The sequence below is a fragment of the Stenotrophomonas sp. 01N47 genome, assembly GCF_056399165.1.
In genome coordinates this window covers 468,714-483,705 of sequence record NZ_JBFTQU010000002.1, presented here as the reverse complement: position 1 = coordinate 483,705, position 14,992 = coordinate 468,714, and the positions used below count along the sequence as shown (strand labels likewise).

At 62.0% G+C, this 14,992-nt stretch carries 28 protein-coding genes; all 28 read left to right on the top strand.

The features are described 5' to 3' along the window. Nucleotides 1–225 (top strand): EF-Tu C-terminal domain-related protein (locus AC1DKR_RS06260; RefSeq protein ID WP_478031789.1); only part of this gene is annotated, 225 nt, incomplete at its 5' end. A 333-nt stretch (nt 226–558) separates the two neighbouring features. Beyond that, nucleotides 559–870 (top strand): 30S ribosomal protein S10, encoded by a 312-nt coding sequence (gene rpsJ / locus AC1DKR_RS06255; RefSeq protein WP_010341589.1) that lies wholly within the window; start codon nt 559–561, stop codon nt 868–870. A gap of 11 nt (nt 871–881) precedes the next feature. Continuing rightward, a complete protein-coding gene (rplC, locus tag AC1DKR_RS06250) occupies nt 882–1,532 on the top strand; it encodes a 50S ribosomal protein L3 (protein WP_025879301.1) in 651 nt (216 codons plus the stop codon). Between the two features lie 12 nt (nt 1,533–1,544). Beyond that, on the top strand, nt 1,545–2,150 hold the full coding sequence (gene rplD / locus AC1DKR_RS06245; RefSeq protein WP_025879302.1) for a 50S ribosomal protein L4: 606 nt from the start codon (nt 1,545–1,547) through the stop codon (nt 2,148–2,150). Further along, nucleotides 2,147–2,446, top strand: a complete 300-nt coding sequence (rplW, locus tag AC1DKR_RS06240; RefSeq protein ID WP_025879303.1) for a 50S ribosomal protein L23 — start codon at nt 2,147–2,149, stop codon at nt 2,444–2,446. Before rplD ends, rplW begins: the two co-directional genes overlap by 4 nt. A 10-nt stretch (nt 2,447–2,456) precedes the next feature. Further along, the gene (gene rplB / locus AC1DKR_RS06235; protein WP_025879304.1) at nt 2,457–3,284 is read left to right on the top strand and encodes a 50S ribosomal protein L2; all 828 of its coding nucleotides are present in this window, start codon (nt 2,457–2,459) and stop codon (nt 3,282–3,284) included. 6 nt (nt 3,285–3,290) lie between these two features. Beyond that, nucleotides 3,291–3,560, top strand: coding sequence for a 30S ribosomal protein S19 (rpsS, locus tag AC1DKR_RS06230; RefSeq protein ID WP_004145340.1), 270 nt, complete (start codon nt 3,291–3,293; stop codon nt 3,558–3,560). Between the two features lie 12 nt (nt 3,561–3,572). Further along, complete coding sequence (gene rplV, locus AC1DKR_RS06225; protein ID WP_004145348.1) at nt 3,573–3,908, top strand: 50S ribosomal protein L22; 336 nt, start codon at nt 3,573–3,575, stop codon at nt 3,906–3,908. Between the two features lie 18 nt (nt 3,909–3,926). Beyond that, on the top strand, nt 3,927–4,661 hold the full coding sequence (rpsC, locus tag AC1DKR_RS06220; RefSeq protein ID WP_004145350.1) for a 30S ribosomal protein S3: 735 nt from the start codon (nt 3,927–3,929) through the stop codon (nt 4,659–4,661). Nucleotides 4,662–4,666: 5 nt separating this feature from the next. Beyond that, nucleotides 4,667–5,080, top strand: coding sequence for a 50S ribosomal protein L16 (gene rplP / locus AC1DKR_RS06215; RefSeq protein WP_025879305.1), 414 nt, complete (start codon nt 4,667–4,669; stop codon nt 5,078–5,080). Then, the gene (rpmC, locus tag AC1DKR_RS06210; protein ID WP_025879306.1) at nt 5,080–5,265 is read left to right on the top strand and encodes a 50S ribosomal protein L29; all 186 of its coding nucleotides are present in this window, start codon (nt 5,080–5,082) and stop codon (nt 5,263–5,265) included. Before rplP ends, rpmC begins: the two co-directional genes overlap by 1 nt. 11 nt (nt 5,266–5,276) lie before the next feature. Further along, complete coding sequence (gene rpsQ / locus AC1DKR_RS06205; protein WP_004145355.1) at nt 5,277–5,546, top strand: 30S ribosomal protein S17; 270 nt, start codon at nt 5,277–5,279, stop codon at nt 5,544–5,546. 12 nt (nt 5,547–5,558) lie between these two features. Further along, nucleotides 5,559–5,927 carry a 50S ribosomal protein L14 gene (gene rplN / locus AC1DKR_RS06200; protein ID WP_025879307.1) on the top strand — a complete coding sequence of 123 codons (369 nt, stop codon included), beginning with the start codon at nt 5,559–5,561 and terminating at the stop codon, nt 5,925–5,927. Between the two features lie 16 nt (nt 5,928–5,943). Then, entirely contained in the window at nt 5,944–6,261 is a 318-nt protein-coding gene (gene rplX, locus AC1DKR_RS06195; protein WP_025879308.1) for a 50S ribosomal protein L24, read from the top strand. Between the two features lie 11 nt (nt 6,262–6,272). Beyond that, entirely contained in the window at nt 6,273–6,815 is a 543-nt protein-coding gene (gene rplE / locus AC1DKR_RS06190) for a 50S ribosomal protein L5 (protein WP_025879309.1), read from the top strand. Nucleotides 6,816–6,833: 18 nt separating this feature from the next. After that, a complete protein-coding gene (gene rpsN, locus AC1DKR_RS06185; protein WP_032977438.1) occupies nt 6,834–7,139 on the top strand; it encodes a 30S ribosomal protein S14 in 306 nt (101 codons plus the stop codon). A 232-nt stretch (nt 7,140–7,371) separates the two neighbouring features. Continuing rightward, entirely contained in the window at nt 7,372–7,770 is a 399-nt protein-coding gene (gene rpsH, locus AC1DKR_RS06180) for a 30S ribosomal protein S8 (RefSeq protein ID WP_025879311.1), read from the top strand. Between the two features lie 17 nt (nt 7,771–7,787). Further along, nucleotides 7,788–8,312 (top strand): 50S ribosomal protein L6, encoded by a 525-nt coding sequence (gene rplF, locus AC1DKR_RS06175; RefSeq protein WP_099782946.1) that lies wholly within the window; start codon nt 7,788–7,790, stop codon nt 8,310–8,312. 32 nt (nt 8,313–8,344) lie between these two features. Next, nucleotides 8,345–8,698: a 50S ribosomal protein L18 gene (gene rplR / locus AC1DKR_RS06170; protein ID WP_025879313.1), complete on the top strand. Its 354-nt coding sequence runs from the start codon at nt 8,345–8,347 to the stop codon at nt 8,696–8,698. Nucleotides 8,699–8,859: 161 nt separating this feature from the next. Further along, nucleotides 8,860–9,402 carry a 30S ribosomal protein S5 gene (gene rpsE, locus AC1DKR_RS06165; RefSeq protein WP_025879314.1) on the top strand — a complete coding sequence of 181 codons (543 nt, stop codon included), beginning with the start codon at nt 8,860–8,862 and terminating at the stop codon, nt 9,400–9,402. Further along, on the top strand, nt 9,395–9,586 hold the full coding sequence (gene rpmD / locus AC1DKR_RS06160; protein WP_025879315.1) for a 50S ribosomal protein L30: 192 nt from the start codon (nt 9,395–9,397) through the stop codon (nt 9,584–9,586). Before rpsE ends, rpmD begins: the two co-directional genes overlap by 8 nt. A 4-nt stretch (nt 9,587–9,590) precedes the next feature. Further along, nucleotides 9,591–10,034: a 50S ribosomal protein L15 gene (rplO, locus tag AC1DKR_RS06155; protein ID WP_025879316.1), complete on the top strand. Its 444-nt coding sequence runs from the start codon at nt 9,591–9,593 to the stop codon at nt 10,032–10,034. A 7-nt stretch (nt 10,035–10,041) separates the two neighbouring features. After that, complete coding sequence (gene secY / locus AC1DKR_RS06150) at nt 10,042–11,409, top strand: preprotein translocase subunit SecY (RefSeq protein WP_025879317.1); 1,368 nt, start codon at nt 10,042–10,044, stop codon at nt 11,407–11,409. Between the two features lie 346 nt (nt 11,410–11,755). Further along, nucleotides 11,756–12,112: a 30S ribosomal protein S13 gene (rpsM, locus tag AC1DKR_RS06145; RefSeq protein ID WP_025879318.1), complete on the top strand. Its 357-nt coding sequence runs from the start codon at nt 11,756–11,758 to the stop codon at nt 12,110–12,112. An 11-nt stretch (nt 12,113–12,123) separates the two neighbouring features. Further along, nucleotides 12,124–12,513: a 30S ribosomal protein S11 gene (rpsK, locus tag AC1DKR_RS06140; RefSeq protein ID WP_004145443.1), complete on the top strand. Its 390-nt coding sequence runs from the start codon at nt 12,124–12,126 to the stop codon at nt 12,511–12,513. Between the two features lie 15 nt (nt 12,514–12,528). Continuing rightward, entirely contained in the window at nt 12,529–13,158 is a 630-nt protein-coding gene (gene rpsD / locus AC1DKR_RS06135; protein ID WP_025879319.1) for a 30S ribosomal protein S4, read from the top strand. Between the two features lie 55 nt (nt 13,159–13,213). Beyond that, the gene (locus AC1DKR_RS06130; protein WP_025879320.1) at nt 13,214–14,212 is read left to right on the top strand and encodes a DNA-directed RNA polymerase subunit alpha; all 999 of its coding nucleotides are present in this window, start codon (nt 13,214–13,216) and stop codon (nt 14,210–14,212) included. A gap of 197 nt (nt 14,213–14,409) precedes the next feature. Next, on the top strand, nt 14,410–14,793 hold the full coding sequence (gene rplQ, locus AC1DKR_RS06125; protein WP_025879321.1) for a 50S ribosomal protein L17: 384 nt from the start codon (nt 14,410–14,412) through the stop codon (nt 14,791–14,793). Nucleotides 14,794–14,992 lie beyond the last annotated feature (199 nt).

The following is a 14,992-nucleotide window of genomic DNA, read 5'->3' as shown; positions in this document are numbered from 1 at the left end:
ACCCCGTTCTTCAAGGGCTACCGTCCGCAGTTCTACTTCCGTACCACCGACATCACCGGTGCGGTCGAGCTGCCGGAAGGCGTCGAGATGGTGATGCCGGGCGACAACATCAAGATGGTTGTCACCCTGATCAACCCGGTCGCCATGGATGCCGGCCTGCGCTTCGCAATCCGCGAAGGTGGCCGTACCGTCGGTGCTGGCGTGGTTGCCACCATCCTCGAGTAATCTGTTAGAATCTGCGCCCCGATGTTGCCTGGGTAGGGCATCGGGGCGTATCAAACGGGAAAGTAGGCACAGGATGTGCTTTGTGTTCCCCAGACCAGGAAGGGTCAATGCCATTCAGGCGGCGTCAACAGGAGACTGTTGACAGCTGCCTTGCGTGCCATTATGCTTCTCCGTCTGGGCAGGCCGGTTTCACGGGTCTGCCTATGCATTTGGGGTCTACGGATTGACCTTGTCGGCCTGCGGGAATGCGGGCCGTCTGTATTCAGGGATTTCATGGGGCAAAGCAACCCAGAGGCTTTGTCTGTCGCTCTTTTATCGAAGGAACCTACCGCCATGGCGGACCAAAAGATCCGGATCCGGCTGAAAGCGTTCGATCATCGTCTGATCGACCGTTCGGCCAGCGAGATCGTTGAGACGGCGAAGCGGACCGGCGCGCAAGTGCGTGGCCCGATCCCGCTGCCGACCAAGATCGAGCGTTACACCATCCTCGTCTCCCCGCACGTCGACAAGGACGCGCGTGACCAGTACGAGACCCGCACGCACAAGCGCGTGCTCGATATCGTTGACCCGAATGACAAGACCGTGGACGCGCTGATGAAGCTCGAACTGGCTGCCGGCGTCGACGTTCAGATCAAGCTGACCTGAGGACTACGACCATGACGAAGAAGTATTCGTTGGGCTTCGTGGGCCGCAAGGCTGGCATGAGCCGCGTGTTCACCGAAGATGGCCGTTCCATCCCGGTGACCCTGATCGAAGCAACCCCCAACCGCATCGCGCAGATCAAGACCGTCGAAACTGACGGCTACAGCGCCGTGCAGGTGACCGTCGGTGCGCGTCGCGCTGCCCTGGTCAACAAGCCGGAAGCCGGCCACTTCGCCAAGGCGAAAGTGGAAGCGGGCCGTGGCCTGTGGGAATTCCGCGTTGAAGACGCCCAGCTCGGCGATTTCGCCGTGGGTGGCGAAGTCAAGGCGGACATCTTTGAAGTCGGCCAGATCGTCGACGTCCAGGGTGTCACCAAGGGTAAGGGCTTCCAGGGCACCATCAAGCGCTACAACTTCCGTATGGGTGACGCTACCCACGGCAACTCGCTGTCGCATCGCGCGCCGGGTTCGCTGGGTCAGCGCCAGACGCCCGGCCGCGTGTTCCCGGGTAAGAAGATGTCCGGTCACATGGGCGCCGTGCAGCAGAGCACCCAGAACCTGGAAGTTGTCAAGGTCGACGTCGAGCGCGGTCTGATCGCAGTTCGCGGCGCCGTTCCGGGCGCGGCGGGTGGCGACGTGATCGTCCGTCCGGCGAGCAAGGCATAAGGAGAGATGACGATGGAACTCGTTATCACGGGTAGCAATAACAAGGTCTCGGTCTCCGACGCCGTGTTCGGTCGCGATTTCAGCGAAGATCTGGTTCACCAGGTTGTCGTTGCTTACCGCAACGCCGGTCGCGCCGGCACCAAGGCGCAGAAGACTCGCTCCGAAGTGGCAGGTACCACCAAGAAGTCGAAGAAGCAGAAGGGCGGCGGCGCGCGTCATGGCGCACTGACGGCTCCGATCTTCGTCGGCGGCGGTGTCACCTTCGCGGCAAAGCCGCGCAGCTTCGAGCAGAAGGTCAATCGTAAGCAGTACCGTGCCGCCATGTGCGCGATCCTGTCCGAGCTGAACCGTCAGGGCCGTCTGACCATCGTGGAGTCCTTCGATGTCGAAGCGACCAACACGAAGGCTCTGATCGCCAAGCTGGCCGGCCTGGAAGTGGGCAAGCGCCCGCTGATCGTCACTGAAGAAGCCTCCGAGCACCTGTACCTGTCGGCGCGCAACATTCCCTACGTGGAAGTGCGTGACGTCCAGGGCCTGGATCCGGTGTCGCTGGTCGGTGCCGACACGGTCGTCATCACCGCTGACGCGGTCAAGAAGGTCGAGGAGTGGCTGGCATGAACAGCAACGAAAAAATCTTCAGCGTGCTGCTCGCCCCGCGTGTCTCCGAAAAGACCGCGCGCCTGCAGGAACTCTCCAATCAGTACGTCTTCGAAATTTCGAACGAAGCCACCAAGGCCGATGTAAAGGCCGCGGTTGAGCAGCTGTTCGACGTCAAGGTCGAAGCAGTCAACGTGGTCAACGTCAAGGGCAAGAACAAGTCCTTCCGTAACCGTGCTGGCCGCCGCGGCGATTGGCGCAAGGCGTACGTTCGCCTGGCCGACGGCCAGTCGATCGATGTAACGGCCAAGGCCTGAGGTACATCCCATGCCATTGATGAAATTCAAGCCCACTTCTCCCGGTCGCCGTTCGGCCGTGCGCGTGGTTACTCCCGACCTGCACAAGGGCGCTCCGCACGCTCCGCTGGTCGAGTCGCAGAGCCGTTCGGGTGGTCGCAACCACCACGGCCGCATCACCGTGCGTCACGTCGGTGGTGGCCACAAGCAGCACTACCGCCTGATTGACTTCAAGCGCAACAAGCTGGGCATCCCGGCGCGCGTGGAACGCATCGAATACGATCCGAACCGCACCGCGCACATCGCCCTGCTGTGCTACGTCGACGGCGAGCGTCGCTACATCATCGCCCCGAAGGGTCTGAAGGCTGGTGATCAGGTGATCGCTGGTTCGGATGCTCCGATCAAGGCGGGCAACACCCTGCCGCTGCGCAACATCCCGGTCGGTACCACCATCCACTGCATCGAGCTGAAGCCGGGCAAGGGCGCTCAGATCGCCCGCGCTGCGGGTGCTGCCGTGCAGCTGGTCGCTCGTGAAGGCATCTACGCCACCCTGCGCCTGCGCTCGGGTGAAATGCGCAAGGTTCCGGTTGAGTGCTGCGCGACCATCGGCGAAGTCGGCAACGACGAGCACAGCTTGGAAAAGCTGGGCAAGGCCGGTGCCAAGCGCTGGCGCGGCGTCCGCCCGACCGTTCGTGGTGCTGCCATGAACCCGGTTGACCACCCGCACGGTGGTGGTGAGGCGAAGGCCGGCCAGGGTAACCCGCATCCGGTCACCCCGTGGGGTGTTCCGACCAAGGGTTACAAGACGCGCCATAACAAGCGCACTCAGCAGTTCATCGTCCGCGATCGTAGGGGCTAATCGACCATGGCACGTTCACTCAAGAAGGGCCCGTTTGTCGATCACCACCTGGTTGCTAAGGTGGCTGCCGCTGCGGGTAGCAAGCGTCCGATCAAGACCTGGTCGCGTCGTTCGATGATCCTGCCTGACATGGTAGGCGTCACCATTGCCGTGCATAACGGCAAGAACCACATCCCGGTTCTCGTCAACGAGAACATGGTCGGCCACAAGCTCGGCGAATTTGCCATCACCCGGACCTTCAAGGGTCACGGTGGTGACAAGAAGTCGGGCAAGTAAGGAGAGATGACAATGGAAGCGAAAGCCATCCTGCGCACCGCGCGCATCTCCCCGCAGAAGGCACGTCTGGTCGCTGACCAGGTGCGCGGTCTGCCGGCCGAGCGTGCCGTCAACCTGCTGAAGTTCTCGGACAAGAAGGCTGCCCACCTGATCAAGAAGGTGGTGGAGTCGGCTATTGCAAATGCCGAGAACAACCAGGGCGCCGACGTCGACGAGCTGAAGGTTCAGACCATCATGGTAGATGAAGGTCCGACCCTGAAGCGTTTCATGGCGCGGGCGAAAGGCCGCGGTACCCGCATCCTCAAGCGCACCAGCCACATCACTGTGGTTGTTGGCGCCGCCAAGTAAGCGGATAAGGAAAAGACCATGGGTCATAAAGTTCATCCGATTGGTATCCGCCTCGGCATTTCCAAGGACTGGAACTCCAAGTGGTACGCCAACAAGGCCGAGTTCGCTGGTTACCTGGCAGCCGACCTGAAAGTGCGCGAAATGCTGCGCAAGAAGCTGGCTCAGGCCGGCATCAGCAAGATCCTGATCGAGCGTCCGGCAAAGACCGCTCGCGTGACGATCCACACCGCCCGTCCGGGCGTGGTGATCGGCAAGCGCGGTGAGGACATCGAGAAGCTGCGCAAGGAAGTGAGCGAGATGATGGGCGTCCCGGCGCACATCAACGTCACCGAAGTGCGCAAGCCCGAGCTGGACGCACAGCTGGTTGCCGAATCGATCGCGCAGCAGCTGGAGCGTCGCATCATGTTCCGCCGTGCAATGAAGCGCTCGGTCGGCAACGCGATGCGCCTGGGTGCCCTGGGCATCAAGGTCAACGTCGGTGGCCGCCTCAACGGTGCAGAAATCGCCCGTTCGGAGTGGTACCGCGAAGGCCGCGTGCCGCTGCACACGCTGCGTGCCGACATCGACTATGGCTTCGCTGAGGCCAAGACGACCTACGGCATCATCGGCATCAAGGTCTGGATCTACAAGGGCGAGGTCTTCGATTTCTCCCAGGTTGGCCAGGAAAAGCAGGACGACACCCCGTCGCGCAACGATCGTCATGATCGCGGCGACCGCGGTGACCGTCAGCGCCCGGCTCGTGAAGCGAGGTAACGACAATGTTGCAACCCAAGCGAACCAAGTACCGCAAGGTGCACAAGGGCCGTAACGAAGGCCTCAGCTGGAGCGCAAACGCTGTCAGCTTTGGCGAGTACGGCCTGAAGGCAACCGCCCACGGTCAGCTGACCGCGCGTCAGATCGAAGCGGCTCGCCGTTCGATCAGCCGCTACGTGAAGCGCGGCGGCAAGATGTGGATCCGAGTGTTCCCCGACAAGCCCATCACCAAGAAGCCCATCGAAGTTCGAATGGGTTCGGGTAAGGGCAACGTGGAATACTGGGTGGCCCAGATCCAGCCCGGCCGCATGATCTATGAAATCGAGGGTGTTACCGAGGAAGTGGCACGCGAGGCGTTCCGCCTGGCCGCTGCCAAGCTCTCGGTCACCACCACTTTCGTGACCCGGACGGTGCGCTGATGGATATCAAAACTCTCCGTGAAAAGTCGGCTGACGACCTCAAGGCCCACCTGATCGACCTGCGTAAGGAACAGTTCTCTGTCCGTATGCAGCAGGTCACCGGCCAGCTGCCGAAGACACACGACATCCGCCGGGTGCGTCGCGAAATTGCTCGCGTCAAGACCCTGCTCGGCAGCACGAAGTAAGGATGGCCGCTATGAGCGACAATACTGAAAACAAAGCGCTGCGCACGGTCGAAGGCCGTGTCGTCAGCAACAAGATGGACAAGACGGTTACCGTCCTGGTCGAGCGTCAGGTCAAGCACGCACTGTACGGCAAGTACATCAAGCGCTCGACGAAGCTGCACGCCCACGATGCCGACAACGCCTGCAAGGAAGGCGATGTCGTCCGCGTGACCGAGATTGCTCCGATGTCCAAGACCAAGAACTGGCGCGTGGTGGAAGTCATCACGCGTGCGGCTGAATAAGGAGTCTGAATCATGATCCAGATGCAGAGCTACCTTGACGTCGCCGACAATTCTGGTGCCAAGCGAGTGATGTGCTTCAAGGTGCTGGGTGGTTCCAAGCGCCGTTACGCCGGTATCGGCGACATCATCAAGGTCACCGTGAAGGATGCGATTCCGCGCGGCAAGGTCAAGAAGGGTGAAGTGTATGACGCCGTCGTGGTGCGTACCCGCAAGGGTGTGCGTCGCGCCGACGGCTCGCTGATCCGCTTCGACGGCAACGCTGCCGTTCTGCTTAACAACAAGCAGGAGCCGATCGGGACCCGTATCTTCGGGCCGGTGACTCGTGAACTTCGTTCGGAGAAGTTCATGAAGATCGTCTCGCTCGCTCCCGAAGTGCTGTGAGCGACAGGAGATAATCATGGCTAACCGTATCAAGAAGGGCGACCAGGTTGTCGTCAACGCTGGCAAGGACAAGGGTAAGCAGGGCGAAGTCGTCCGCGTCGATGGCGACCGTCTGGTCGTCGCCAACGTGAACATCGTCAAGCGCCACACCAAGCCGAACCCGCAGGCAGGTGTTGCCGGCGGCGTGGTCGAGCGTGAAGCGTCGATCCATATCTCCAACGTGAATGTGCTGAACCCGGCTTCGGGCAAGGGCGAGCGCGTTGGCTTCAAGGTGCTGGAGGATGGACGCAAACTGCGTGTGTTCCGCTCCAGCGGTGAGGCGCTCGACGCCTGAGGAATGAGAAGATGACTTCCCGTCTCGAAAAGTTTTACAAGGAAGAAGTGGTGCCGGCGCTGATGAAGCAGTTCGGTTACACCAATTCCATGCAGGTGCCGAAGCTGGTCAAAGTCACCCTGAACATGGGTGTCGGCGAAGCGGCCACCAACAAGAAGATCCTGGAAAACGCCGTTGGCGACATGACCAAGATCTCGGGCCAGAAGCCGATCGTCACCAAGTCGCGTATCTCGGTGGCATCGTTCAAGATCCGTGATGGTTGGCCGATCGGCTGCAAGACCACGCTGCGTCGCCACAAGATGTACGAGTTCCTGGACCGCCTGATCAACATCTCGCTGCCGCGCGTGCGCGACTTCCGTGGTGTTTCCGGTCGTTCCTTCGACGGTCGCGGCAACTTCAACATGGGTGTGAAGGAACAGATCATCTTCCCGGAAATCGACTTCGACGCTGTCGACGCGATCCGCGGTATGGATATCGCCATCACCACCACTGCGAAGACCGACGCGGAAGCGAAGGCGCTGCTGGCAGCGTTCAAGTTCCCGTTCCGTAACTGATTCGTCGAGGAAACCGAAATGGCAAAGACCTCCATGGTCAACCGCGACATCAAGCGGAAGAAGCTGGCTGAAAAGTTCGCTGTCAAGCGTGCTGCTCTGAAGAAGATCGTGTCCTCCCCGGACGCGAGCTACGAAGAGAAGATCGAGGCCGCCACCAAGTTGTCGAAGCTGCCGCGCGATTCGTCGCCGAGCCGCCACCGCAACCGTTGCGAACTGTCTGGCCGCCCGCGTGGCGTGTACAGCAAGTTCGGCCTGGGTCGCAACAAGCTGCGTGAAGCCACCATGCGTGGCGACGTTCCGGGCCTGCGCAAGGCCAGCTGGTAACCCCAGCCGGTCCTGCCAGCGAGGGCTCCCCCCGGGGAGCTTCGCAGCCGGGGAGGGGAGGCGTTCAGTTTTCCCTCTGCAAAAAACCGAAGAGCCCGACGCAAGTCGGGCTCTTTTGGCGTATACTCCCGCGTCTTGCTCTGCGCAACGCGTAGGGGGAGGGGCCTGGCCCGTTTCCAGGAGACAACAGATTTTCGCGAAAGCGGATATCGGTGCACTCAAAGGTACTCATATGAGCATGACTGATCCCATCGCCGACCTGCTGGTCCGCATCAAGAATGCGGCAGCGGTTGGCAAGCAGACGGTGAAAGCCCCGTCGTCCAAGATCAAGGTTGCGATCGCCCAGGTCCTGAAGGACGAGGGTTACATCGCCGACCTGCGCGTGACCGCGCTCGAGAACAACAAGTCCGAGCTGGAAATCGTGCTGAAGTATTTCGAAGGCAAGCCGGTCATCGCGACCCTGAAGCGCTTCTCGCGTTCGGGCCTGCGCCAGTACCGCGGCAAGAGCGAACTGCCGAAGGTCATGAACGGCCTGGGCATTTCCATCATTTCCACTTCCAAGGGCATCATGACTGATGCGCAGGCGCGCCAGTTGGGCGTCGGCGGCGAAGTCCTGTGCTTCGTGGCCTAAGGCGAAAGGAGTAGACCATGTCCCGTGTAGCCAAGAAGCCGATCGACCTGGGTAAGGTTGAACTGAACGTCCAGAACGACAACGTCATCGCCAAGGGCCCGAAGGGCACCCTGTCGCTGGCCAAGCCGGCTGGTATCAACATCAATGTCGAAAACGGCGTTGCCACCCTGAGCACCGACAACGTGGAACTGATCCCGCTGACCGGTACCGTCCGCGCCATCCTGTCCAACATGGTCAAGGGTGTTTCCGAAGGCTTCGAGCGCAAGCTTGAGCTGGTCGGCGTGGGTTACCGTGCTGCGATGCAGGGCAAGGACCTCAGCCTGTCGCTGGGCTACTCGCACCCGATCGTGTTCGTGGCGCCGGAAGGCATCACCATCACCACCCCGACCCAGACTGAAATCCTGGTGCAGGGCGCTGACAAGCAGGCCGTCGGTGAAGCTGCCGCCAAGATCCGTGCGTTCCGCAAGCCGGAGCCGTACAAGGGCAAGGGCGTGAAGTACTCCGACGAAGTCATCATTCGCAAGGAAGCCAAGAAGGCCTAATTAGGACCTTCCGCTTTCCAGGGAAAAAGATCATGAACAAGAACATCGCCCGCCTGCGTCGCGCCAAGTCGACCCGTGCCCACATCCGTGTGCTCGGTGTTGCCCGCCTGTCGGTGCTGCGCACCGGCCAGCACCTGTACGCGCAGGTCTTCACCGCTGACGGCTCGAAGGTGCTGGCTGCTGCCAACACCACCCAGGCCGACATCAAGGAAGGCCTGAAGAACGGCAAGAACGCTGATGCCGCCGCCAAGGTTGGCCGCATCGTCGCTGAGCGCGCCAAGGCCGCCGGCGTCGAGAAGGTTGCCTTCGATCGTTCGGGTTACCGTTACCACGGCCGCATCAAGGCCCTGGCTGACGCAGCCCGCGAAGCCGGCCTGCAGTTCTAAGGGATCAGGGCAAGGGGCTCCGGCCCTCATGCCCGCCTGCTCGCCAGCCTGAGTGAGGCTGGGCGGCGCCGCTCTTCTGTAGCGGCCCACCGCAACAACGCACCACTCCACAACCATAAGCGGCCTCGAGCCGTACATAACCCAACAACCAAGGAATAAACATGGCAGAAGAACGTCAGCAGCGGGGTCGCGATCGCGACCGTAACCGCGAAGAGAAAGTCGACGACGGCATGATCGAAAAGCTGGTCGCGGTCAATCGCGTCAGCAAGACCGTCAAGGGTGGCCGTCAGTTCACCTTCACCGCCCTGACTGTTGTCGGCGACGGCGAAGGCAAGGTCGGTTTCGGTTATGGCAAGGCGCGCGAAGTGCCGGTCGCCATCCAGAAGTCGATGGAGCAGGCTCGCAAGAACCAGGTCACCGTCGATCTGAACAACGGCACCCTGTGGCACACCATCAAGGATGGTCACGGCGCAGCGCGCGTGTTCATGCAGCCGGCTTCCGAAGGTACCGGCGTCATTGCCGGTGGTGCCATGCGCGCCGTGCTGGAAGCAGTGGGCGTGAAGAACGTGCTGGCCAAGGCCACCGGTTCGCGCAACCCGATCAACCTGGTGCGTGCCACCGTGAAGGGCCTGACTGCAGCGCAGTCGCCGGCTCGCATCGCGGCCAAGCGCGGCAAGAAGGTGGAGGATCTCAACCATGGCTAATGAAACCAACAAGACCGTCAAGGTCCGTCTGGTTCGCGGCCTGCGTGGTGCCCAGGCGCGTCATCGCCTGTCGGTGCGTGCGCTGGGTCTGGGCAAGCTCAACGATGTGCGTGAACTGAAGGACAGCCCGCAGGTTCGCGGTCTGATCAACAAGGTCCACTACCTCGTCAAGGTTGAGGAATAATCCAATGACCATGCATCTGAATGAATTGAGCCCGGCACCGGGCGCTCGTAAAGAGCGTACCCGCGTCGGTCGCGGTATCGGCTCCGGCCTGGGCAAGACCTGCGGCCGCGGCCACAAGGGTTCGTTCGCCCGTAAGGGTGGCGGCAAGATCAAGGCTGGCTTCGAAGGCGGCCAGACCCCCATGCAGCGTCGTCTGCCGAAGATCGGCTTCCGTTCGCCGATCGCCAAGGACACCGCTGAAGTGCTGCTGTACCAGCTGGACAAGCTGCCGGCCGGCGAGATCGACTTCGCTGTCCTGCGTGCTGCCAAGCTGGTCCCGAGCACTGCCAAGAAGGCCAAGGTCGTCGTCAAGGGCGAAGTGACCAAGGCGTTCACCCTGAAGGGTGTTGCTGCCACGGCCGGTGCCAAGGCTGCGATCGAAGCTGCCGGCGGCAGCGTAACGGAGTAAGAGAATCATGGCGCAAGCTGGCATCGGTAACCTCGCGGGCGGAATGGGCAAGTTCACTGAACTTCGCCAACGTTTGCTGTTCGTCGTCGGGGCTTTGATCGTCTATCGCATTGGCTGCTACGTGCCGGTGCCGGGCGTCAATCCCGATGCCATGCTTGCCATGATGCAACAGCAGGGCGGCGGCATCGTGGACATGTTCAACATGTTCTCGGGCGGCGCCCTGCACCGTTTCAGCATTTTCGCGCTGAACGTGATGCCGTACATCTCGGCATCGATCGTGATGCAGCTGGCTGTGCACATCTTCCCCGCCTTGAAGGCGATGCAGAAGGAAGGTGAGTCCGGCCGCCGCAAGATCACCCAGTATTCGCGCATCGGCGCTGTGCTGCTCGCAGTGGTGCAGGGTGGTTCGATCGCGCTGGCGCTGCAGGGCCAGGTGTCGCCGACCGGCGCACCGGTCGTGTACATGCCGGGCATGGGCTTCGTGCTCACTGCCGTGGTCGCACTGACCGCCGGCACCATGTTCCTGATGTGGGTTGGTGAGCAGGTGACCGAGCGCGGCATCGGCAACGGCGTTTCGCTGATCATCTTCGCCGGTATCGTGGCGGGCCTGCCGGGTGCGGTCATCCACACCTTCGACGCCTACCGCGACGGCAACATCCAGTTCATCCAGCTGCTGCTGATCGCCATCGTCGTGCTCGCCTTCACCTTCTTCGTGGTGTTCGTCGAACGCGGCCAGCGCCGGATCACGGTGAACTACGCGCGCCGCCAGGGCGGTCGCAACGCGTACATGAACCAGACCTCGTTCCTGCCGCTGAAGCTGAACATGGCCGGCGTCATCCCGGCGATCTTCGCCTCGAGCCTGCTGGCCTTCCCGGCCACCCTGGCCATGTGGTCGGGTCAGGCTGCCAACCAGAGCACCTTTGGCCAGACCCTGCAGAAGGTCGCCAATGCCCTGGGTCCGGGCGAGCCGCTGCACATGATCGTCTTCGCCGCGCTGATCACCGGTTTCGCGTTCTTCTACACCGCGCTGGTGTTCAACTCGCAGGAAACCGCCGACAACCTGAAGAAGTCGGGCGCGCTGATTCCGGGTATCCGTCCGGGCAAGGCCACCGCCGACTACATCGACGGCGTGTTGACCCGACTGACTGCTGCCGGTTCGGCTTACCTGGTGATCGTCTGCCTGCTGCCGGAACTGATGCGCACGCAGCTGAACGCCTCGTTCTATTTCGGCGGTACTTCGCTGTTGATCGTGGTGGTGGTGGTGATGGACTTCATCGCCCAGGTGCAGGCGCACCTGATGTCCCACCAGTACGAGAGCCTGCTGAAGAAGGCCAACCTGAAGGGCGGCAACCGCGGTGGTTTTGCTCGCGGCTGATTAGCCTGTTATACTTTCGTCTTCCTGACGTGATGGTCCTCCGCTTCGCGGACTCTGGCCACACAAACGAAGGGCGGCCCCCGCAGCGGTTCCGGGTGGGGGTGTGATGAGGTGGTCCCGCGCTGGAGTAGCGCGGGCGGCCCGGGAGGCAACTCCAGGTCCAACCCCATCCGGCGCCGGAGCCTGGGCACACTCCCCGGGCCGGGTTCATGAAACCTCTGGTTTCACGGGCTTCCAAGTAAACCGGAACCTTGTTAGTATCACTGGTTCACTTTTTTGATCCATCCTGCCGGATCGGCGTGCCTTGAGCGCGCTGTCGGCCATCACTCAGCTGGAGAACCGCGTCATGGCGCGTATTGCAGGCGTCAACCTGCCAGCCCAGAAGCATGTCTGGGTCGGGTTGCAAAGCATTTACGGCATCGGCCGTACCCGTTCGAAGAAGGTCTGCGAAGTCGCAGGCGTCACTTCGACCACCAAGATCCGCGATCTGTCGGAGCCGGAAATCGAGCGCCTGCGCGCCGAAGTCGGCAAGTACATCGTGGAAGGCGATCTGCGCCGTGAAATCGGTATCGCGATCAAGCGCCTGATGGACCTGGGCTGCTACCGCGGCCTGCGTCACCGTCGCGGTCTGCCGCTGCGTGGCCAGCGCACCCGTACCAACGCCCGCACCCGCAAGGGCCCGCGCAAGGCGATCAGGAAGTAAGGGACATATAAATGGCTAAGCCTGCTGCTAAGACCAAGAAGAAGATCAAGCGCGTCGTCACCGACGGCGTTGCCCACGTCCACGCTTCGTTCAACAACACCATCGTGACCATCACCGACCGTCAGGGCAATGCTCTGTCGTGGGCGACCTCCGGTGGCGCTGGCTTCCGCGGTTCGCGCAAGTCGACCCCGTTCGCAGCCCAGGTGGCTGCCGAAAAGGCCGGTCGTGCTGCGCTGGACTACGGCGTGAAGTCGCTGGAAGTCCGCATCAAGGGTCCGGGTCCGGGCCGTGAGTCGGCCGTGCGTTCGTTGAACAACGTCGGCTACAAGATCACCAACATCATCGACGTGACGCCTATCCCGCACAACGGGTGCCGTCCGCCGAAGAAGCGTCGCGTCTAAAGGGAGCGATAAGAAATGGCTCGTTATATCGGTCCTACCTGTAAGCTCGCCCGTCGCGAAGGCGCCGACCTGTCCCTGAAGAGCCCAGCGCGTGCGCTGGACTCCAAGTGCAAGTTGGAGCAGAAGCCCGGCCAGCATGGCGCCACTGCCCGCAAGGGCAAGCTGTCCGACTACGCTACCCAGCTGCGTGAAAAGCAGAAGGTCAAGCGTATCTACGGTCTGCTGGAGCGTCAGTTCCGCAACTACTACAAGAAGGCCTCGACCAAGAAGGGCAACACCGGCGAGAACCTCCTGCAGCTGCTGGAAACCCGCCTGGACAACGTTGTCTACCGCATGGGCTTCGCCGTGACCCGTCCGGCTGCCCGTCAGCTGGTGTCGCACCGCGGCGTCACCGTGAATGGCAAGTCGGTCAACCTGGCCTCGTACCAGGTCAAGGCTGGCGACGCCATCGCCCTGTCTGAAAAGGCTGCCAAGCAGCTGCGCGTCCAGGAAGCCCTGACCGTCGCCGCCCAGCATGACCTGAGCCCGTCGTGGGTTGAAGTGGATTCCGGCAAGTTCTCCGGCATCTTCAAGGCTGTTCCGGATCGTTCGGATCTGCCTGCGGACATCAACGAAGCGCTGATCGTCGAGCTGTATTCGAAGTAATTCACATTGGAGAGCCCCCGGCGACGGCCGGGGGTTCACTAGGAGAACCCGCAACATGACGGTTACCGCCAACCAGGTTCTGCGTCCTCGCGGTCCGCAGATCGAACGCATTACCGACACCCGTGCAAAGGTCGTTATCGAACCTTTGGAGCGGGGTTACGGGCATACGCTGGGTAATGCCCTGCGTCGCGTGCTGCTGTCGTCCATCCCGGGCTTCGCCATCACGGAAGTCGAGATCGACGGCGTGTTGCACGAGTACACCACGGTCGAAGGTCTGCAGGAGGACGTGCTGGAAGTCCTGCTGAACCTGAAGGACGTGGCCATCCGTATGCACTCTGGCGACAACGCGACTCTGTCCCTGTCCAAGCAGGGTCCGGGCGTTGTCACTGCTGCCGACATCAAGGTCGACCACAATGTGGAGATCTTGAACGGCGACCACGTGATCTGCCACCTGACCAAGGACACGGCAGTGAACATGCGTCTGAAGATCGAGCGTGGTTTCGGCTATCAGCCGGCAGCTGCGCGTCGTCGTCCGGACGAAGAAACCCGTGCCATCGGCCGTCTGGTCCTGGATGCCTCGTTCTCGCCGGTCCGCCGTGTCGCCTATGCCGTGGAAGCGGCTCGTGTCGAACAGCGCACCGACCTGGACAAGCTGGTCATCGATATCGAGACCAACGGCACCATCGACGCCGAAGAAGCAGTGCGTACCGCTGCCGACATCCTCAGCGATCAGCTGTCGGTGTTCGGTGACTTCACCCACCGCGACCGCGGTGCGGCGAAGCCGGCCAACAACGGCGTGGATCCGGTGCTGCTGCGCCCGATCGACGATCTGGAGCTGACCGTGCGTTCGGCCAACTGCCTCAAGGCCGAGAGCATCTACTACATCGGCGATCTGATCCAGAAGACCGAAGTCGAGCTGCTGAAGACCCCGAACCTGGGTAAGAAGTCGCTCACCGAGATCAAGGAAGTGCTGGCCCAGCGTGGCCTGTCGCTCGGCATGAAGCTGGAGAACTGGCCGCCGGCCGGCGTCGCCAGCCACGGCATGCTGGGCTGATATAGCCTTTCTGCAAGACTGCATGGCCCCGTCGGCAACGACGGGGTCATTGCATCAAGGCAATACCGCCACGACGAACGAAGGTTCGCGGGCAGGTCGTCCAGGACGGATGGCCAGGACCAACCGCAGTCCGAGCAGCAGCGCCAGGAAGGCGACAACGATCCGCAAAGCCACATCATTAACCAAGGAATATCACCATGCGTCACCAGAAATCCGGCCGTAAGTTCAGCCGTACCAGCGCCCACCGCGAAGCGATGTTCAAGAACATGGCCGCCTCGCTGTTCAAGCACGAGCTGATCAAGACCACCCTGCCGAAGGCCAAGGAACTGCGCCGCGTCGCCGAGCCGCTGATCACCCTGGCCAAGGTCGACTCCGTCGCCAACCGTCGTCTGGCCTTCGCCCGCCTGCGCGACAACGAAGCCGTCGGCAACCTGTTCACCATCCTGGGCCCGCGCTACGCGAACCGTCCGGGCGGCTACCTGCGCCTGCTGAAGTGCGGCTTCCGCGCCGGCGACAACGCGCCGATGGCCTACGTCGAACTGGTTGACCGTCCGGTCGTGGCTGAAGCCGTCGAAGAGTAATCGACGCGCGACACCCGTCATTCGGTGAAGAACCCGGCCTCGTGCCGGGTTTTTCCGTTTCTGGGCGACGGATGGAGATCCACGCCGGGCGTGGTTGATCCCGCATGTTGCGGCGCGCGCGCCGGCGTGTTCCGACGGGCGCGACGTTGTGGCGGTTCGAACGGCGCGCACTCTCGGTTACGCTTGCGGTCCGTACTAC